Genomic DNA, 19,349 nt, shown 5'->3' with positions numbered 1-19,349 from the left:
CCTGCGGACTGCTGCGGTCATGCATGATGGAAACCCCAAGACAGAGGGTGTTTGGCATCGGCCCGCAGACCTTCGGACCCGATTGCGCCCCCTACAGGCAAAACTTTCCTCCACCAGATAAAAAATTGTCAAAAGAAATTGACACTTGGCTTACTCGAACTATGCAACCGATGCATTTTATGAAGTTTTATATGATGTATTGAAAGGAAATTCCAGCGCCATTGCGGGCAAAGCCTGGCAAGATCGCTGTCCGGGGGCGGCCCGGCAAAGCTGTAAGTTTGGGTTGACACTTTCTGGCCGCAGGGCGTAATCTCGGCAGGTAAATCCTGCGGGAAAGCTGCCTGATGTCCCAGCCCGTCACCACTTCCAGACCCCGCAAACGGCTCTATACCGAAGCCGAGCGGGCCCGCCGCGACGCGACGGTATGGACGCTTGTGCAGGGACTGCTGGCTCCGGCACAGTTTCTGGCCTTTGCGGTGTCGCTGGTTCTGGTGCTGCGCTACATGGCCACCGGGACCGGGTACGAGGCCGCGACATGGTCGATCCTGGTCAAGACCGGCTTCCTTTACACCATCATGGTCACGGGCGCGATCTGGGAAAAAGTCGTGTTCGGCCAATACCTTTTCGCCCCCGCCTTCTTCTGGGAAGACGTGTTCAGCTTCGTGGTGATCTCCTTGCATACCGCCTATCTCTGGGCGCTGTTCACCGGCGCGCTTTCACCCACCGGGCAGATGTGGCTGGCCCTTGCCGCCTATGCGACCTATGCGATCAACGCCGGCCAGTTCATCCTGAAGCTGCGCGCGGCGCGTCTTGACCAGCAGTCCGAAACCGGGGTGACCGCATGACAATCCAACCCCCCGCCACCGGTTGCCGCGACGTGCCGGTGCTGAAGGAACGCGGCCAGCGCGAGGTGTTTTGCGGCCTGACGGGAATCATCTGGCTGCACCGCAAGATGCAGGATGCGTTCTTTCTGGTGGTCGGATCGCGCACCTGCGCCCACCTGCTGCAATCCGCCGCAGGGGTGATGATCTTCGCAGAACCCCGCTTTGGCACCGCCATCCTCGAGGAAAAGGATCTGGCGGGCCTGGCCGATGCCAATACCGAGCTTGACCGCGAGGTGGCCCGGCTTTTGTCGCGCCGTCCCGATATCCGGCAATTGTTCCTCGTGGGCTCCTGCCCGTCCGAGGTGATCAAGCTGGACCTGCACCGCGCTGCCGAGCGCCTGAGCGCGCTGCACGCGCCGCATGTGCGGGTGCTGAACTTCACCGGCTCGGGGATCGAGACCACCTTTACCCAGGGCGAGGATGCCTGCCTTGCCGCCATGGTGCCCGCCTTGGCGCCGACGCAGGCGCGCGAGCTTTTGCTGGTCGGCGCGCTGCCCGACGTGGTGGAAGACCAGGCGCTGGCGCTGTTGTCCGCCATGGGCATCGGTCCGGTGCGCTGCCTGCCGTCGCGCCGCGCCGATGATGCGCCCGCCGTCGGCCCCAACACGGTTTTCGCGCTGACCCAGCCCTTCCTTGGTTCCACCCACGAGGCGCTGACCCGCCGTGGTGCCCGCCATATCCCCGCGCCCTTCCCGTTTGGCGAGGAAGGCACGACGCTGTGGCTGCGCGCCGTGGCAAAGGAATTCGGCGTCTCGGATGCCACGTTCGACGCCGTCACCGCCGCCCCGCGCGCCCGTGCGATCAAGGCCATCGCCTCGCAGGCCGATACCCTGAACGGCAAGACCCTGTTCATGTTCCCCGACAGCCAGCTTGAACCGCCGCTGGCGCGTTTCCTGACCCGCGAATGTGGCATGGTGGCGCTGGAGGTCGGCACGCCCTACCTGCACCGCGACATCCTTGGCCCCGACCTTGACCTGCTGGCCAAAGGCCCGGTGATCTCGGAAGGGCAGGACGTGGACCGCCAGCTTGACCGCGCCCGCGCTGCCCGCCCCGACCTGACCGTCTGCGGCCTTGGCCTTGCCAACCCGCTGGAGGCCGAGGGCCTGACCACCAAATGGGCGATCGAGCTGGTGTTCACCCCGGTGCATTTCTACGAACAGGCCGGCGATCTGGCCGCCCTGTTCGCCCGCCCCCTGCGCCGCCGTGCGCTGCTGAACGCCAGCAAGCTGGAGGCCGCCGAATGACCCGCACAATCCCTGCTTGTGCCTTCACCTTTGCACAAATATCCTCTGGGGGTCCGGGGGGCGACGCGCCCCCGGCTTGGAGGGCCAAATGAAACTCACCCTCTGGACGTATGAAGGCCCACCCCATATCGGTGCCATGCGCGTGGCCACCGGCATGAAGGGGCTGCACTATGTGCTGCACGCGCCGCAGGGTGACACCTACGCCGATCTGCTGTTCACCATGATCGAGCGGCGCAATGCCCGCCCGCCGGTCAGCTACACCACCTTCCAGGCCCGCGATCTGGGGTCCGACACCGCCACGCTGTTCAAGACCACCTGTCAGGATGCCGTCGACCGCTTTGCCCCCGAGGCGCTGATCGTCGGCGCCTCCTGCACCGCCGAACTGATCCAGGACGACCCGGCAGGCCTTGCCTCGGCCATGGGGCTGAAGGTGCCGGTGATCGCGCTCGATCTGCCCAGCTATCAGCGCAAGGAAAACTTCGGCGCGGATGAGACGTTCCTGCAGATCGTCCGCGCCTTGGCCAAGCCGATGCCGCGCAGCGAAGCCATCACCTGCAACCTGCTGGGCGCCACCGGCCTTGGTTTTCGCCACCGCGATGACGTGGTCGAGGTCACCAGCCTGCTGGCGCAGATGGGCATTGCCGTCAACGTCTGCGCGCCGCTGGGTGCCCGCCCGTCCGATATCGCCCGCATGGGGGCCGCGCATTTCAACGTGCTGCTTTACCCCGAAACCGGCGAATCCGCCGCGCGTCAGTGCGAAAAGGCGCTGAGCCAGCCCTACACCAAGACCGTGCCGATCGGCGTCGGCGCCACCCGCGCCTTCATTGCCGAAGTGGCCAAACTGACCGGCCTGTCGCCGAAGGTGGACGAATCGCGCCTGCGGCTGCCCTGGTGGTCGGCCTCGGTCGACTCAACCTACCTCACCGGCAAACGGGTGTTCCTGTTCGGCGACGCCACGCATGTGATGGCCGCCGCCCGCATCGCCCGCGACGAGGTCGGCTTCGAAGTGGTCGGCATGGGCTGCTTCAACCGCGAATTCGCCCGCCCGATGCGCGCCATGGCCAAGGACTACGGGCTGGAGGCGCTGATCACCGACGATTATCTGGAGGTCGAGGCGGCGATCCAGGCCCTGGCGCCCGAATTGATCCTCGGCACCCAGATGGAACGCCACATCGGCAAGCGCCTCGGCATCCCCTGCGCCGTGATCTCGGCGCCGGTGCATGTGCAGGATTTCCCGGCCCGCTTCAGCCCGCAGATGGGGTTCGAAGGCGCCAACGTGATCTTCGACACCTGGGTTCACCCCTTGGTGATGGGTCTGGAAGAACACCTGCTGACCATGTTCCGCGAGGATTTCGAGTTTCACGACGATGCCGGTGCCTCGCATCACGGCGGTGCCGCGATGGCCCGCCCGGTGGCCGAAATCCAACCCGCAGCGCCTGCTGCCGCGGCAGAGGCGGGCTCGATGCCCGCCGAGGCCGCCCCGCCGGTGGTTGCCGAAGCCGTCCACCCCGACCCTGCGACAATCGTCTGGTTGTCAGACGCAGAAACCGAACTTAAGAAGATCCCGTTCTTCGTGCGCGGCAAGGCACGCCGTAACACCGAACGGTTCGCCGCCGAAAAAGGCCTGACCCGGATCAGCATCGACACCCTTTATGAGGCCAAGGCCCATTATGCGCGTTGAACAGAACATCTCCCCGGCCTACAGCGTCGTCATCGTCACGCTGGACGCCCATTCCGCCGGCCCCGCTGCCCGGATCACCCCCGCCCTGGTGCGTGATTTCCCCGGCCTCAGCGTCACCGTCCTGGCCGCCGCCGAATGGGCCGAAAACCCCGAGGCGCTGACCCGCGCCCGGGCTGCGGTCGATAGTGCCGATATCGTCATCGCCAACCTGATCTTCATCGAAGAACACATCACCGCGATCCTGCCCAACCTGCGGGCCGCGCGTGAACGCGCCGATGCCTTTGTCGGCATGATTGCCGACAGCCAGATCGTCAACCTGACGCGGATGGGCGATCTGGATATGTCCAAACCCGCTTCGGGCGCCATGCTGCTGTTGAAGAAACTGCGCGGCAACAAGACGCCCTCGTCGAAATCCGGCGAAAAGCAGATGTCGATGCTGCGCCGCCTGCCCAAGATGCTGCGGTTCATCCCCGGCAAGGCGCAGGATCTGCGCGCCTGGTTCCTGTCGATGCAATACTGGCTGGGCGGGTCCGACGACAACATCGAACAGATGATCCGCTTTCTGGTGTCGCGCTATTCCAGCCGTCAGGCCTGGAAAGGTGCCAAGTCGAAAGCCCCGATCGACTACCCCGAGGTCGGCCTTTACCACCCGCGCCTGCCGAACCGCATCACCACCAACCCGGCCGACCTGCCGCGCCCGGCGGCGGCCAAGGGCACCGTGGGGCTGCTGCTGCTGCGCTCCTACATCCTGGCGCATGACTGCGCGCATTACGATGCGGTGATCAACGGGCTGGAGGCGCAGGGCCTTGCCGTGGTGCCGGCCTTTGCCGGTGGTCTGGATGGCCGCCCGGCGATGGATGAATTCTTCCGCAGTGCCCATGGCGCCAGGATCGACACGCTGGTGTCGCTGACCGGCTTCAGCCTGGTCGGTGGCCCGGCCTACAACGACAGCCCGGCAGCGGTCGAGGCGCTTGCCTCGCTGGACGTGCCCTATGTCAGCGCCCATCCGCTGGAATTCCAGACGCTGGGCCAATGGTCGGATGCCGCGGGCGGGCTTGGGCCGGTGGAAACCACCATGCTGATCGCCCTGCCCGAGATTGACGGCGCCACCAACCCGACGGTGTTCGCCGGTCGCCACGGTCTGGCCGGTTGCGACGGCTGCGCCAAGGGCTGCCGCCCGAGTTCGGAATCCAAGGCGATGTCGGCCTGTTCCGAACGGGTCGCCGTGCTGGCCGACAAGGTGGCGCGTCTGGCCGCCCTGCGCCGCAGCGAAGTGGCCAAGCGCCGCATCGCCATCGTGCTTTACGGCTTTCCGCCCAATGCGGGCGCTGTCGGCACCGCCGCCTATCTTTCGGTTTTCGAAAGCCTGCACAACATGTTGCACGCGATGAAGGCCGCGGGCTATGACACCAATCCGCCGGAAACCGTGGACGAGTTGCGTGCCAAGGTGCTGACCTCGGCCCACAGCCAGACCGCGGCGGTGGCCGCCCATGTGCCCGCCGATGCGATGGTGGCCAACACCCCCTGGCTGGCGGAAATCGAGGCCGCCTGGGGCCCGGCGCCGGGCAAGCACCAATCGGATGGCCGTGGCGTGTTCATCCTGGGCCACCAGTTCGGCAATGTGATGATCGGCGTGCAGCCGGTGTTCGGCTATGAAGGCGACCCGATGCGCCTGCTGTTCGAACGCGGCTTTGCGCCCACCCACGCCTTTGCCACCTTCTACCGCTGGCTGCGCGAGGATTTCCGCGCCGATGCGCTGCTGCACTTCGGCATGCATGGCGCGCTGGAATTCATGCCGGGCAAGCAGGCCGGGGTTTCCGGCAAATGCTGGCCCGACCGGCTGATCGGCGGACTGCCCAACATCTATCTTTACGCCGCCAACAACCCGTCCGAAGCCACGCTGGCCAAGCGCCGCGCCAATGCGATCACCGTGACGCACCTGACCGCACCGCTGGCGCAGGCCGGGCTTTACAAGGGCTTGGCCGATCTGAAGGACAGCCTGACCCGCTGGCGCAACTCTGACCCCAACGCGCCGGACCGTGCCGATCTGGAAGTGCTGATCGCCGAACAGGCGGCGCTGGTCGATATGGGCGGCAACCCGCCCGAGGCGCTGTGGCTGAAGCTGCTGGAGACCGAAGGCTCGCTGATCCCCGAGGGTCTGCATGTGGTGGGCCGGCCGATGTCGGCTGCAGCACGTGCCGACATGATCGAGCTGATGGGTGTGACCGGCGAGGCGGCGAAACGCGCCGACGAGCTGATGGCGCAGGATCACGAGATTCCGGCGCTGTTGCGCGCCCTTGGCGGGCATTTCATTTCGCCGGTGCCGGGGGGCGACCTGATCCGCGCGCCGGAGATCCTGCCCACGGGCCGCAATATCCATGCCTTCGACCCGTTCCGCATGCCCACCGCCTTTGCGCTGCGCGACGGCGCGGCACAGGCCGAGCGGTTGCTGGCGGCGGCGGCAGAAATGCCGCGCTCGGTGGCGCTGGTGCTCTGGGGGTCGGACAACATCAAATCCGATGGCGGGCCGATTGCGCAGGCCTTGGCCTTGATGGGTGCCAAGCCGCGGTTTGACGGCTATGGCCGGTTGTGCGGGGCCGATCTGGTGCCGCTGGAGGAACTCGGGCGGCCGCGGGTTGACGTGGTGATGACGCTTTCCGGCATCTTCCGCGATCTTTTGCCGTTGCAAACCCGGATGCTGGCCGAAGCCGCCTGGAAAGCCGCCACGGCGGACGAGCCGCTGTCGCAGAACTACATCCGCGCCCATGCCTTGGCCTATGCCGAGCAGATGGGCGTCGATATGGAAGTGGCCAGCCTGCGGGTGTTTTCCAACGCCGAGGGGGCTTACGGGTCGAACGTCAACCAGTTGGTGGACAGCTCGGCCTTTGGCGAGGAAGACGAGTTGGCCGACGCCTACGAGGCGCGCAAGTCCTTTGCTTACGGGCGCAACGGCAAGCCGGTGCAGAACGCCAAGCTGTTGCAGCAGACGCTGAAAAACGTCGATCTGGCCTATCAGAACCTGGAATCGGTGGAACTGGGCGTCACGACGGTGGACCATTATTTCGACACGCTGGGCGGCATTGCCCGCGCGGTGAAACGGGCGCGTGGCGGCACCGAGAATACTCCGGTCTATATCGGTGACCAGACCCGCGGGGCGGGCAAGGTGCGCACCCTGCGCGACCAGATCGCGCTGGAAAGCCGCACCCGCAGCCTGAACCCGAAGTTCTACGAAGGCCTGCTGAGCCACGGCCCCGAAGGCGTGCGGCAGATCGAGGCGCAGGTGACCAATACGATGGGCTGGTCTGCCACCTCGCAGGCGGTGGACCCCTGGATCTATCAGCGGCTGTCGGAAACCTTCGTGCTGGACGAGGCGATGCGCAAGCGGCTGGCCGATCTGAACCCGGCGGCGACGGCGCGGATGGCCGGGCGGCTGCTGGAAGCCTCGGAGCGCAACTACTGGCAGCCGGATGCGGCAACGCTGGCGGCGCTGCAAGGGGCGGCGGACGAGCTGGAAGACCGGCTGGAAGGGATTGCGGCGGAATGAACGTGATGCGCCGCGATTGTGACCATGACGGAGCCGGGGCCAGCCCCCGGACCCCCGGGATACTTGTGAACAGATGAAAGCAACGGCACGTGTTGCAGCCCGAAAGGACATGAAATGAGCCCGAGAGACGATATCCCGGACCTGCGCGGACTGGACGGTGAAGGCTCGGTGCAGGTGCATCTGGACGAGGGTGTGAAGATCGAGGGCGCCAAGGTGTTCTCGGTCTATGGCAAGGGCGGGATTGGCAAATCCACCACCTCGTCGAACCTGTCGGCGGCGTTTTCGATGATGGGCAAGCGGGTGTTGCAGATCGGCTGCGACCCCAAGCATGACAGCACCTTCACCCTGACCGGGCGCTTGCAGGCGACGGTGATCGACATTCTGAAAGAGGTCGATTTCCACGCCGAGGAGTTGCGCCCCGAGGATTATGTGGCCGAAGGCTGGAACGGCGTGAAATGCGTCGAGGCGGGCGGGCCGCCTGCGGGCACCGGCTGTGGCGGCTATGTGGTTGGGCAGACGGTGAAGCTGCTGAAGCAGCATCACCTGCTGGAAGACACCGATGTGGTGATCTTCGACGTGCTGGGCGACGTGGTTTGCGGCGGTTTTGCAGCACCCCTGCAGCATGCCGACCGGGCGGTGATCGTGACCGCCAATGATTTCGACAGCATTTACGCGATGAACCGCATCATTGCCGCGGTGCAGGCCAAGTCGGGCAACTACAAGGTGCGGCTGGCGGGCTGCGTCGCCAACCGTTCGCGCGAGACCAACGAGGTGGACCGCTATTGCGAGAAGGTCGGCTTCAACCGGCTGGCGCATATGCCCGATATCGACGCGATCCGCCGCAGCCGTCTGAAGAAGAAGACGCTGTTCGAGATGGATGACGAGGAAGATATCGTGGTGGCGCGGGCCGAATACATGCGGCTGGCCGATACGCTGTGGCGGTCGGTCAATGGGGCCGGATCGTCGCCGCATCCGCTGCCCGACCGCGAAATCTTTGAACTGCTGGGATTCGATTGATGAACGACTACGGCTCCACCCGCGCCCGGGTCGAAGACTATTTCGACCGCACTGCCACCAAGGTGTGGGAGCGGCTGACCTCGGATGCGCCGGTGTCGCGCATCCGGCAGACCGTGCGGGAGGGGCGGGACAAGATGCGCGCGGTGATGCTCTCGCGCCTGCCCGACGATCTGACCGGCGCGCGGGTGCTGGATGCGGGCTGCGGCACCGGGCTGATGACCGCGGAACTGGCGGCGCGCGGGGCGGATGTGACGGCGGTGGATATCTCGCCGGCGCTGATCGACATCGCGCAAAGCCGCCTGCCGGATCAACATGTCGCACGTGTGCGCTTTGCCAGCGGCGATATGCTCTGCGACAGCCACGGTGATTTCGACTATGTGTTGGCCATGGACAGTCTGATTTATTATAGCACGGCCGATATCGCGGCGGCGCTTGACCGTCTGGGTGCGCGCACCCGGCAGTCTGTCGTCTTTACCGTGGCGCCGCGCACGCCGGTGCTTATGTCGATGTTCGCGTTGGGAAAACTGTTCCCGCAGGCTGATCGTTCACCGACCATGGTGCCGCATGCCTTTCCGACGCTGGCCAAGGCAACCGGCGCGCGACTGTCGAAGATCGACCGCATCACCCGCGGCTTCTACATTTCCGAATGTCTGGAGTTCCGCCCGTGATTCTTGGCAAATCCTCTTTCAAGAAGCTGTCGTTCGGGGCCCTGCCCTTCGCGGACGCGGCTTCCGAGGGGTTGCCGATGCGGCAATTGCTGCGGATGTCGCTGTTTCAGGTGTCGGTCGGCATGGCGATGGTGCTGCTTCTGGGCACGCTGAACCGGGTGATGATCGTCGAGCTGCGGGTTTCGGCCATGGTGGTGGCGGCGATGATCGCGTTGCCGGTGCTGGTGGCGCCGTTCCGGGCGCTGCTGGGCTTCCGGTCCGACAACCACCGCTCGGCGCTGGGCTGGAAGCGGGTGCCTTATCTGTGGTTCGGCTCGCTGTGGCAGATGGGTGGCCTTGCGATCATGCCGTTTGCGCTGATCGTGCTGAGCGGTGATCAGATGGTCGGGCCGCGCTGGGCGGGCGAGGTGCTGGCGGCGCTGGCCTTCCTGATGACCGGGCTTGGCATGCACATGACCCAGACCGCCGGTCTGGCGCTGGCCTCGGACCGGGCGACCGACGAATCCCGCCCGCGGGTGGTGGCGCTTTTGTATGTGGCTTACCTGCTGGGCATGGTGCTGGCCTCGCTGATCGTCGGTTGGTTGCTGGCCGATTTCTCGCAACTGCGGCTGATCCGGGTGGTGCAGGGCTGCGGGTTGCTGACGCTGGTGCTGAATGTCATCGCGCTGTGGAAGCAGGAAAAGTTCAACCCGATGTCGGACGCCGAACGCGCCGAACCGCGGCCGAAGTTTGCCGATGCCTGGGCCGACCTGATGGCTGGTGGCACTGCCGGGCGGCTGCTGGCGGTGGTGGTGGTGGGGTCGTTCGGCTTCAACATGCAGGATGTGCTGCTGGAGCCTTATGGCGGTGAAATCCTTGGGCTTTCGGTGGGCAACACCACGCTGCTGACCGCAACCTCGGCCTTGGGGGCGCTGATCGGCTTCGGGATGTCGGCGCGCTGGCTGATCCGCGGCATGGACACCTACCGGATGGGCGCGCGCGGCATCCTGATCGGGGTGGCGGCCTTTGCGGCGGTGATCTTCGCAGCCCCGCTCCATTCCGCCGCGATGTTCTTTGCCGGCGCTTTCGGCATTGGTCTGGGCGGCGGGTTGTTTTCGATTTCCACCTTGACGGCGGCGATGGCGATGCCGGCGCAGGGTCTTGCCGGGCGCGGACTTGCGCTTGGTGCCTGGGGTGCGGCACAGGCGACGGCGGCGGGACTTTCCACCGCCCTGGGTGGCACCCTGCGCGATGTCGTCCGCCACTGGGCCGGGGCGGGCGGCGCGGGCGAAGCGCTGGCCTTTCCGGCCATTGGCTATACTGCTGTCTATCACTTTGAAATCGTGTTGCTGTTCGCGACACTCATCGTCCTTGGGCCTTTGGTGAAAACCCGGGCCCTTGACTCTCAACCCCGCAACGGTGCCGAACGTATCGGCATCGCTGATTTTCCCACCTGACGTGGAGGACCTGACATGGTTGGCTACACTTTCTTTGGTAACTTCGATCTGGCGAGCTTGGCGATCTGGCTTTTCTGGGGCTTCCTGGCCCTGTTGATCTACTATCTGCAAGTCGCAAACATGCATGAGGGCTATCCTCTGGAAACCGAGGATGGCAAGCCTGCGCCGAACCAGGGGCTGTTCCCGCTGCCCAAGGACAAGACCTACATCCTGCCGCACGGCCGTGGGTCCGTGACCCAGCCGACCCGTCAGCCGGAAGCCCGCGACGTGGCCCTGGCCCGCACCGCGGTCAACGAAGGCTTCCCGCATGTGCCCACCGGCAACCCGATGGTTGACGGCGTTGGCCCGGCCTCCTGGGCGCCGCGCCGCGACGTGCCGGAACTGGACGGCCATGGTGGCGTGAAGATCAAGCCGATGTCGGCCACCGATGATTTCGTGGTGGCAGCCGGGCGTGACCCGCGCGGCATGCGGGTGATCTCGAACGACAAGTATGTCGTCGGCACCGTGACCGACCTCTGGGTCGATATCCCGGAACATGTCGTGCGCTACATCGAGTTCGATCTGGCCGCCGGTGGTGGCAAGCGTCTGCTGCCGATGGCAATGGCCCGCGTGACCAGCGAAGGCGTCAAGGTAAATTCCTTGTCTTCCGACCTTTTCCCGGGCATTCCGGAAACTAAGTCCAGCACTGAAGTGACGTTGCTGGAAGAAGACAAGATCAGCGGCTGGTATGCCGGTGGCACCATGTATTCCACGCGCCCGGCCAAAGACTCTGACCAGACGCCGTGGAACTGAACTGAAGGAAAGGCCGGGGCTTATGTCGGACCACGATGATCTCGATTTCGAGCCGATCCCCGGCCTGCCTGCCAAACCTCCGGTCGGGGAGGCCCTGCTTTGGCAGGGCCGTCCCGCGACCTTGGCTCTGGCCCGCGAGGCCTTCTGGCTGAACTGGCTGATTTCCTACTTCGCCCTGGTCGTGCTGTGGCGCGGTTATGTTGGCTTCACCACCTCCGGGATGACCGGTGTGATGACGTATGGGCTGCCTTTCGTTATTCTGGGCCTGCTGGGCGCGTTGATCGTGATCGGCATGGCCTATGCGCAGGTGCGCAGTACGGTCTATACCATCACCACCGCCCGCGTGGTGATGCGCGTCGGCGCGACGCTGTCGGTGGCACTGAACCTGCCGTTCACCCAGATCGGCTCGGCCAATCTGGCGCTTGGGCGCGGCGGCCATGGCACCATCGCGCTGGAACTTCTGGGCGACAAGCGGCTGTCCTATCTGATGTGCTGGCCGCACGTGCGCCCCTGGCACCTGCGCCACCCGCAACCGGCGCTGCGTGCGATCCCGGATGCCGCCGCCGTGGCGAAGATTCTGGCCGAGGCCGCTGAAACCCGGATGGCGCAACCGGTGCTGGCCCGCAATACCGCCCCGATGGCGGGCGTTCCCGCGCAATAGCCAGCGCCAAATTCCGCGCTGCGCTTTAACCCAAGGTATCCGATGCCCCCAGAAATCGCTCCGAAACCGCACGATTCCCACGACGACATGATTCCCAAGGGCCTGCTGCGCGCCATTGGGGTTCTGCTTGTGGTCTCGATTGCCCTGGTCAGCTATGCGGTGCTGACCGGGCGCGAACATGTCGGCCAACCCAAAGCGGCCGCTGTGATCGAAGAACGCCAGATCATTCTGGTGGGTCTGGACGCCCAGGCGGTGAAAGTGCTGAACACCGATGGCACAGTGCTGGTCGATCTGCCGCACGGCGGCTTTATCACCGTCATCCAGAACGGCCTGCAACGCGCCCGCAAGCTGCGCGGCGTCGATCAGATGAAACCGGTGCGGCTGGTGCGTTATGAGAACGGCCGCCTGTCGATCATCGACCCGGAAACCGGCTGGACCGCCGAATTGCACGCCTTTGGCGATGACAACCGGGCCGCGTTCGAACGGCTGATGGCGATGTGACGGCCAGATAAAGGAAGCCTTGATGGGAATTTTCAGCAGAACCACCGAACAGGTGCCCTGCACCGTCGAGGTCAGTCACCGCTTTGAAAGCCTGCACGCCCATGTGCGGTTCAACAACGGTGCCGTGGTCTTTCCGGGCGACGTGGTGCTGGTGCATGGCGCGCCCGTTGTGGCGGCCTACGGCGAAGTGGTGATCGAGGACCGCATGGCCACAATTACCCGCGCCTCCGGCATCGAAAGACTCTGGACACGGCTGACAGGTGACCTAGGTTTCATGGAACTGTGCGAATTTTCCTTTTCCGACGAGGTGAAGCTGTGAACGCTCCGAACCCCGAGATGCACGCCGACATCCTGCCGCCCGATACCACCGACACCACGGCGATGGCGACGCAGACCACCCTGTTGAACCCGCGCTTCTACACCACCGATTTTGACGAGATGGACCGCATCGACGTGACCCCGGTGCGTGCCGAATGGGACAAGCTGATCGGCCAGATGAAATCCGACCCCAACAAGGGTCATTTCAAGAAGAACGAGGACTGGGACAAGATCGACTGGGATGGCATGGACCCTGCGCTGAAGGTCGAGTTCATCGACTTTCTGGTGTCGTCCTGCACTGCCGAATTCTCGGGCTGCGTGCTTTACAAGGAAATGAAGCGCCGCGGCAACAACCCCGACATCTGCGAGTTGTTCAACTTCATGGCCCGCGACGAGGCACGCCACGCCGGTTTCATCAACGACGCACTGCGCGAGGCCGGGATTGCGGTGAACCTCGGGTTCCTGACCAAGGCCAAGAAATACACCTATTTCCGGCCGAAATTCATCTACTACGCCACCTACCTGTCGGAAAAGATCGGCTACGCCCGCTACATCACCATCTTCCGGCATCTGGAGGCCAACCCCGACCACCGCTTCCACCCGATCTTCAAGTGGTTCAAGGAATGGTGCAACGACGAGTTCAGCCATGGCGAGGCCTTTGCGCTGCTGATGCGCACCGACCCCAAACTGACCTCGGGCATCAATCTTTACTGGATCAAGTTCTTCCTGACCGCAGTCTATTCCACCATGTGGGTGCGCGACCATGCCCGCCCCGAGTTCCACAAGGCGCTGGGCGTCGACATCGGTTGGTATGATCAGGAAGTGTTCCGCAAGACCTCGACCATCGCCCGGCAATCCTTCCCGATCGAGCTGGACATCGACCATCCGCGCTGGATTCCGGGGCTGGAGCGGATGAACCGCGCCTTCGTGGCGATGGACGCGGCCAAGCATCAGGGCGGCATCGGCGGCAAGCTGAAGGGCTGGGTTGCGGCAACGCAGGCGCTTGTCGCTTTTGTCGGGCTTTACACCATTCCGGTGAAACGCCACACTCTGCCGGTCAATGTCCGGCTGGAGCCCAGTTATTGAGCGCAGACCGACAGCCCTTTTTCCAACGTGCCCGGCAAGGGCGCGGACGGTTCTGACATGACCGACAACCCCTGGCTGGCTACGCTGACGGCGATTTTCCTGTGGTGGTTTTCTACCGGCATCATCCTGTGGCGGGTGCGCGTCGCGGACAATGGCGGCCCGGAACAGCATCTGGTCTCGGTTGTGCTTGGCCTGCCGCTGCTGGCGGCCGGCATCTGGGGCGTGAATGTCACGCTGACCGACACCTCGACCTTCGGGGCCTATGTCGGCTTTTTGTCGGCGCTGGCGATCTGGGGCTGGATCGAGCTTGCCTTCCTGTCAGGCATCATCACTGGCCCGAACCGCAGCCGCTGCCCGCCTGACGCCAGCGACAGACAGCGGTTCGTCCGCGGATTTGGCACGCTTGCCTGGCACGAGGGGCTTTTGGTGCTGGCGCTGGTGCTGCTGGCCTTTGCGACCCGCGATTTGCACCATCCTTTCGCGCTGTGGACCTTCTCGATCCTGTTCTTTGCCCGCATTTCGGCCAAGCTGAACCTGTTCTTCGGCGTGCCGCGGATCAATGTCGAGTTTCTGTCCACGCCGCTGCTGCACCTGCCCAGCCATTTCCGCCGTGGCCGGGTGAACCTGTTCTACCCGTTCTCGATCACCGTGCTCAGCTTTTCCGCCGCCTGCTTTCTGGAGCGGCTGGTTTCGGCCCCCACGCCGGCCAGCACCACGGGCTTCACTCTGCTGACGGCACTGACCTTGCTGGCGCTGCTGGAGCATTGGTTCATGGTGGTGCCGCTGCCCGACCAGAAGCTGTGGCGCTGGATGATCCCGGCGCCGAAAGTCATCCCGCCCGAGTTGCTGCAAGAAGACGGCAACGGGTTGTAAGCCTTCGGCGCCTTCCCGCCGAAGACGCCCTGTGGCAACGTTGCGCATTGTCGCAGGCGTCCACCTGAGCGATGAACAGGAAGACCCGCCGTCAAGGGCAAAGGGCCCGGCTCCGGCGCATCGCCGCTTAACCCCACCCCGGCGCTGCGCCGGACGTGCAAGACCCGCAGCAGCCCCGGAACCACCTGCAAATGGGAGACCAAAGATGAAATTCACCCTCTCTGCCGCCGCCGCTGCCGCTCTGCTGCTGGCCAGCCCGGCCCTTGCCGCAGGCGATGTTGCCAAAGGCGAAAAGGCCTTCAAGCAATGCCAGACCTGCCATGTCGTGGTGGCCCCCGATGGCACCGTTCTGGCCGGTCGCAAGATGAAGACGGGCCCGAACCTGTATGGCGTGTTCGGCCGCGTGGCCGGCACCTATCCCGATTTCGCCTATGGCCCGGACATGGTAGCCGCCGGGGCCAAGGGTCTGGTCTGGGATGAGGCGCAGTTCACCGCCTACACCGCCGACCCCAGCAAGTTCCTGCAAGCCTATCTGGGCGACCCCAAGGCCAAGGGCAAGATGGCTTTCAAGGTCAAGACCGAGGCCGAGGCTGCCGATCTTTACGCCTACCTGACCTCGTTGTTCCCGGCCCCGGCCGCAGCACCGGTTGACCCGGCTGCTGCTCCGGTTGATCCGGCTGCCGCCCCGGCACCCAGCAACTAAGGCCGGTCAGAAAATCTGCCAAAGCAAAGCCGGGCGCGCAATCGCCCGGCTTTTTTATGCCGCGAACAGCGGGAATGTCACGCCCAAGGCCCAGGCCAGAAATACTCCCAGCCCGACCCCTGCCGCCGCTGGGCGCCAGGTGGCGCGGCCGATCCAGCCGCCGACCGTGCCGAACAGCACGAAAAACAGCAGGATGATCGGCAGGATGATGATCAGGAAGAACAGCCCCTCGAAATCCAGCGCCACCGCCAGCCCCAGCGAGGCCAGCGCCATGCCGCGCACCGTGACCCCCCGCCACAGCGGTGCCAGCCCGCCCTCGGTCAGCACGCCATCGGCCAGCATGAACGGCACCGCCCCCAAAGCCATTGCCAGCACGATCGGCAGCCGCCCGGCGAAGGGGTGAAAGGCGGCGAGGTAGCGGTCGGTCAGCCCGCCGAACAGCCCGATGCCATAGGCCGCCACCACCAGCGCCAAAGCCAGGGCCAACACCCCGCCGCGCCGCAGCCCGCCAAACCCTGCCACCAAGGCCAGCGCCATCACCCCATACAGCGCGAAATGCACCGCCAGATAATCGGCCACCAGCACCGGCAGAAAATGCGTATCCACCGGCCACAGCAGCAGCGGCACCGATAGCGCCGGCAGCAACACCGCCGCCATGAACCGACCCGGCGGCAGCCGCAGCGGCGGCACCTCGGCGCGGAACCGCCGCAGCGCCCCGGCCAAAGGCCAGCCCAGCGCCACCACCGAGGCCAGCATCAGCGCGATCCAGCCGCCGCGGGCCGGAACCTCGCCCACCCCATCGCGGCCGAAACTCAGGTTCAGCCAGTCGCGCGCCTCGCGCAGCGTCACCGGCGAATACAGCACGCTGGCATGTTCGACCCCCGGCACCAGCACCGCCCGCCGCCCGGTTCCCGTGCCCGGATCGCCCACCGTCTGGCCCAGCGATGCCGCCGGATCGGCCAGCTTCAGCGCCTTTTCCGCCTCCTGCGCCAGCCGGGTTTCCCAGCCTCCGGCGATCACCAGCAGATCGCGCGGCGCGGTCGGCGTCACCGCCAGCGAGAACATCGACACCCCGATCACCGCCACCACCCGCGGGTCGGCAATCGCCTGCCGCACCACGATATCCGAGGCCATCGAATGGCCCAGCAGCGCCAGCCGCCCATCGGCACCGGGCAAGGCCAGGGCGGCATCCGACACCCGGCCAAGTTCGTCCATCAGCACCTGCGTCGTGCCGGAAATCACCGTCACATCGCCCGACATCGGCACCGGATTGCGGCCATGCCCCAGCAGGTCATAGCTGACCGCGATATAGCCCGCCCGCGCGAAGGTCAGCGCGAAACCCTCCATCAGCTCGCGCGAGCCGGCAAAGCCGTGGGCGATCACCACCACCGGGGCCGGCGCGGCGCCCGGCATACGGTAAACCGTGGCGGGCGTGCTGCCTGCCTGCATATGGGTAATCTCGATGCCCGCCCGCGCGCCCTCCAGCCGCCAGACCGACAACAGCGTGCCGATCAGCGCCAGAATCAGCACCGCCCAGCGGGCGCGGCTCACGCGGCGGTGCCCCAGGTCGGATGGAACAACCCGGCAGGCGACAGGGTGAAAATCTCGCAGCCCGTGGCCGTGACCCCCACCGAATGTTCGAACTGCGCCGACAGCGACTTGTCGCGCGTCACCGCCGTCCAGTCATCGGCCAGCACCTTGGTTTCGGGGCGGCCAAGGTTGACCATCGGCTCGATGGTGAAGAACATGCCTTCCTCCAGCACCGCCCCGGCGCCTGCGCGCCCATAGTGCAGCACGTTCGGCGGCGCGTGGAACACCCGGCCCAGCCCATGGCCGCAGAAATCGCGCACCACCGACATGCGGTTGGCCTCGACCAGAGTTTGAATGGCGTAACCGATGTCGCCAAAGGTGTTGCCCGGCTTCACCGCCGCAATGCCGCGCATCAGCGCCTGATGCGTCACCTCGATCAGCCGCTCGGCCTTGCGACCGAGGTTGCCCGCCACATACATGCGGCTGGTATCGCCAAACCAGCCATCGACGATCACCGTCACGTCGATGTTCAGAATGTCGCCATCGGCCAGGGTTTTCGGCCCCGGTATGCCGTGGCAGACCACATGGTTCACCGAAATGCACGAGGCATGCGCATAGCCCTTGTAGCCGATGGTGGCCGAAGTCACGCCGCGCCGCGCCACTTCTTCGGTGATGAAACTATCCAGCGCCTCGGTGGTGACACCCGGCTGCACCAGCGGAATCACCGCATCAAGAATCTCGGCCGCCACCTGCCCGGCGCGGCGCATACCGGCGAAATCGGCTTCCTCATAGATGCGGATGCCGTCTTTGGTGATGCGTCCCCGCGTGTGGTCCAAGGTCGTCTCCAGCGTTGTCTGGCCCATAAATAGTGCCCTCCGGCGGGAATGGCCAGAGGCGGCGACCGCAATCGGGGGTTTGAAACGCCGCGCCGCCGGGCCTATACCAAAGCCTGCGCCGCCAAAGGAGAGTCCGATGCCCAACCCCACCGCCGCCATGCTGGTGATCGGCGACGAGATCCTGTCGGGCCGCACCCGCGATACCAACACCAACTATCTGGCGACGCAGCTGACCCAGGCCGGCATCCGGCTGGCCGAAGTGCGGGTGGTGCCGGACGAGGCGCCCGCGATCATCGCGGCGTTAAACGCGTTGCGGGCGGGGTATGACACGGTGTTCACCTCGGGCGGTATCGGGCCGACGCATGACGACATCACCGCCGATGCGGTGGCCGCGGCCTTTGGGGTAGAGATCGGCCCGCACCCCGAGGCGATGGCGCGCCTGGCCGCCCATTACGCCCGCGCCGGGATGGAGTTCAACCAAGCCCGTCAGCGCATGGCGCGGATACCCGCGGGGGCCAGCCTGATCGACAATCCGGTGTCCACCGCCCCCGGCTTTCGCATCGGCAATGTGCATGTGATGGCCGGGGTGCCGAACATCTTTCAGGCGATGCTGGCCTCGGTGCTGCCGGGGCTGACCGGCGGCGCGCCGTTGTTGTCGCAATCCTTGGCTGTCAACCGGGGCGAGGGCGAGATTGCCACGCCCTTTGCCGCCCTTGCCGCCGAATTTCCCGACCTGAGCATGGGCAGCTATCCCTTCATCCAGAACGGCGCGCATGGCACCAATCTGGTGATCCGCGGCACCGATGCGGGGCGGCTGGACGCGGCGATGACCCGCTTGGCGGCGCTGTTCGGGGATGCCGGATGATGCTGCCCCCTGCCGATATCTATGCAGTGCTGGAGGCAACCTGGCCGCCCGCCGCCCGCCAAAGCCTTGGCCCCTGGTGCATCCGCGACGGTCAGGGCGGCGGCAAGCGGGTGTCGGCGGCCACCGCCGAAGGCGACTGGACCGCGCAGGATATTCCTGCCGCCGAAACCGCCATGCAGGCCTTGGGTCAGCCTGCGCTGTTCCTGATCCGTGATGGCGATGCCGCGCTGGATGCCGAACTGGCATCGCGCGGCTATCGCATCGTCGATCCGGTGGTGGCCTATGCCGCGCCCTGCGACACCATTGCGCCGCCCGACCTGATGACCGCCTTTCCGCATTGGCCGCCCCTGGGCATCGCCCGCGACCTGTGGGAGGCCGAGGGCATCGGGCCGGAACGGTTGGCGGTGATGGACCGCGCGGCGGGGCCGAAAACCGTGATCCTGGGCCGGGCGGGCGACCGGGCTGCCGGGGTGGCCTTTGTGGCGATCCACGGTCCGAGCGCCATGCTGCACGCGCTGGAGGTTGCCCCCGACCGCCGCCGTCTGGGCGTGGCCAGCAACATCCTGCGGGCATCAGCCCATTGGGCACAAGATAATGGGGCGGGCACGCTGTCCCTGGTGGTGACCACCGCCAATGCCGGCGCCCGCGCGCTCTATGCTTCGCTTGGCTTGCAGGCTATGGGTCAGTATCACTACCGCCAAAAATGAGCA

At 65.5% G+C, this 19,349-nt stretch carries 18 protein-coding genes; 16 read left to right on the top strand and 2 right to left on the bottom strand.

Annotation, left to right across the window (positions count from 1 at the left end; translation table 11 throughout):
• The first annotated feature begins 344 nt into the window (after positions 1–344).
• The 14 genes from bchF to RSW2DRAFT_RS04500 all read left to right on the top strand — a co-directional run bounded on the left by bchF (position 345) and on the right by RSW2DRAFT_RS04500 (position 15,408).
• On the top strand, positions 345–845 hold the full coding sequence (gene bchF / locus RSW2DRAFT_RS04565; protein ID WP_008028514.1) for a 2-vinyl bacteriochlorophyllide hydratase: 501 nt from the start codon (positions 345–347) through the stop codon (positions 843–845).
• Positions 842–2,128 (top strand): ferredoxin:protochlorophyllide reductase (ATP-dependent) subunit N, encoded by a 1,287-nt coding sequence (locus RSW2DRAFT_RS04560; protein WP_008028512.1) that lies wholly within the window; start codon positions 842–844, stop codon positions 2,126–2,128. Before bchF ends, RSW2DRAFT_RS04560 begins: the two co-directional genes overlap by 4 nt.
• Positions 2,129–2,216: 88 nt before the next feature.
• A complete protein-coding gene (bchB, locus tag RSW2DRAFT_RS04555) occupies positions 2,217–3,809 on the top strand; it encodes a ferredoxin:protochlorophyllide reductase (ATP-dependent) subunit B (protein WP_008028509.1) in 1,593 nt (530 codons plus the stop codon).
• Positions 3,799–7,353, top strand: a complete 3,555-nt coding sequence (locus RSW2DRAFT_RS04550) for a magnesium chelatase subunit H (protein ID WP_008028507.1) — start codon at positions 3,799–3,801, stop codon at positions 7,351–7,353. Before bchB ends, RSW2DRAFT_RS04550 begins: the two co-directional genes overlap by 11 nt.
• Positions 7,354–7,467: 114 nt before the next feature.
• On the top strand, positions 7,468–8,370 hold the full coding sequence (bchL, locus tag RSW2DRAFT_RS04545; protein ID WP_008028505.1) for a ferredoxin:protochlorophyllide reductase (ATP-dependent) iron-sulfur ATP-binding protein: 903 nt from the start codon (positions 7,468–7,470) through the stop codon (positions 8,368–8,370).
• A complete protein-coding gene (gene bchM / locus RSW2DRAFT_RS04540) occupies positions 8,370–9,038 on the top strand; it encodes a magnesium protoporphyrin IX methyltransferase (protein ID WP_008028503.1) in 669 nt (222 codons plus the stop codon). The genes bchL and bchM overlap by 1 nt, the downstream gene beginning before the upstream one ends.
• Positions 9,035–10,474: a PucC family protein gene (locus RSW2DRAFT_RS04535; protein WP_008028501.1), complete on the top strand. Its 1,440-nt coding sequence runs from the start codon at positions 9,035–9,037 to the stop codon at positions 10,472–10,474. The genes bchM and RSW2DRAFT_RS04535 overlap by 4 nt, the downstream gene beginning before the upstream one ends.
• A 15-nt stretch (positions 10,475–10,489) precedes the next feature.
• The gene (puhA, locus tag RSW2DRAFT_RS04530; protein ID WP_008028499.1) at positions 10,490–11,266 is read left to right on the top strand and encodes a photosynthetic reaction center subunit H; all 777 of its coding nucleotides are present in this window, start codon (positions 10,490–10,492) and stop codon (positions 11,264–11,266) included.
• A gap of 22 nt (positions 11,267–11,288) precedes the next feature.
• Positions 11,289–11,927, top strand: coding sequence for a photosynthetic complex putative assembly protein PuhB (gene puhB, locus RSW2DRAFT_RS04525; RefSeq protein ID WP_008028497.1), 639 nt, complete (start codon positions 11,289–11,291; stop codon positions 11,925–11,927).
• Between the two features lie 42 nt (positions 11,928–11,969).
• Entirely contained in the window at positions 11,970–12,428 is a 459-nt protein-coding gene (gene puhC, locus RSW2DRAFT_RS04520; RefSeq protein ID WP_008028496.1) for a photosynthetic complex assembly protein PuhC, read from the top strand.
• Between the two features lie 22 nt (positions 12,429–12,450).
• Positions 12,451–12,747, top strand: a complete 297-nt coding sequence (locus tag RSW2DRAFT_RS04515) for a hypothetical protein (protein ID WP_008028494.1) — start codon at positions 12,451–12,453, stop codon at positions 12,745–12,747.
• Positions 12,748–12,764: 17 nt separating this feature from the next.
• A complete protein-coding gene (gene acsF / locus RSW2DRAFT_RS04510) occupies positions 12,765–13,832 on the top strand; it encodes a magnesium-protoporphyrin IX monomethyl ester (oxidative) cyclase (protein ID WP_050786774.1) in 1,068 nt (355 codons plus the stop codon).
• Positions 13,833–13,889: 57 nt separating this feature from the next.
• Complete coding sequence (gene puhE / locus RSW2DRAFT_RS04505) at positions 13,890–14,705, top strand: putative photosynthetic complex assembly protein PuhE (protein WP_008028490.1); 816 nt, start codon at positions 13,890–13,892, stop codon at positions 14,703–14,705.
• A 205-nt stretch (positions 14,706–14,910) separates the two neighbouring features.
• Positions 14,911–15,408 (top strand): c-type cytochrome, encoded by a 498-nt coding sequence (locus tag RSW2DRAFT_RS04500; RefSeq protein WP_008028489.1) that lies wholly within the window; start codon positions 14,911–14,913, stop codon positions 15,406–15,408.
• A gap of 54 nt (positions 15,409–15,462) precedes the next feature.
• Here RSW2DRAFT_RS04500 and RSW2DRAFT_RS04495 read toward each other — a convergent pair whose 3' ends face one another.
• Complete coding sequence (locus RSW2DRAFT_RS04495) at positions 15,463–16,959, bottom strand: dienelactone hydrolase family protein (RefSeq protein ID WP_008028487.1); 1,497 nt, start codon at positions 16,957–16,959, stop codon at positions 15,463–15,465.
• Positions 16,956–17,801 (bottom strand): type I methionyl aminopeptidase, encoded by an 846-nt coding sequence (map, locus tag RSW2DRAFT_RS04490; protein WP_008028486.1) that lies wholly within the window; start codon positions 17,799–17,801, stop codon positions 16,956–16,958. Before map ends, RSW2DRAFT_RS04495 begins: the two co-directional genes overlap by 4 nt.
• A gap of 109 nt (positions 17,802–17,910) precedes the next feature.
• Between map and RSW2DRAFT_RS04485 the strand changes: the two genes are divergently transcribed.
• Together RSW2DRAFT_RS04485 and RSW2DRAFT_RS04480 are read left to right on the top strand one after the other, a co-directional pair.
• Complete coding sequence (locus RSW2DRAFT_RS04485) at positions 17,911–18,639, top strand: competence/damage-inducible protein A (RefSeq protein WP_008028484.1); 729 nt, start codon at positions 17,911–17,913, stop codon at positions 18,637–18,639.
• A gap of 2 nt (positions 18,640–18,641) precedes the next feature.
• A complete protein-coding gene (locus RSW2DRAFT_RS04480; RefSeq protein ID WP_040671623.1) occupies positions 18,642–19,346 on the top strand; it encodes a GNAT family N-acetyltransferase in 705 nt (234 codons plus the stop codon).
• Positions 19,347–19,349: the final 3 nt, after the last annotated feature.

The sequence above is a fragment of the Rhodobacter ferrooxidans genome (assembly GCF_000176015.1).
GTDB lineage: Bacteria > Pseudomonadota > Alphaproteobacteria > Rhodobacterales > Rhodobacteraceae > Pseudorhodobacter_B > Pseudorhodobacter_B ferrooxidans.
The sequence above is the reverse complement of the archived record's forward strand: the minus strand, read 5'-3'. Positions and strand labels throughout refer to the sequence as shown.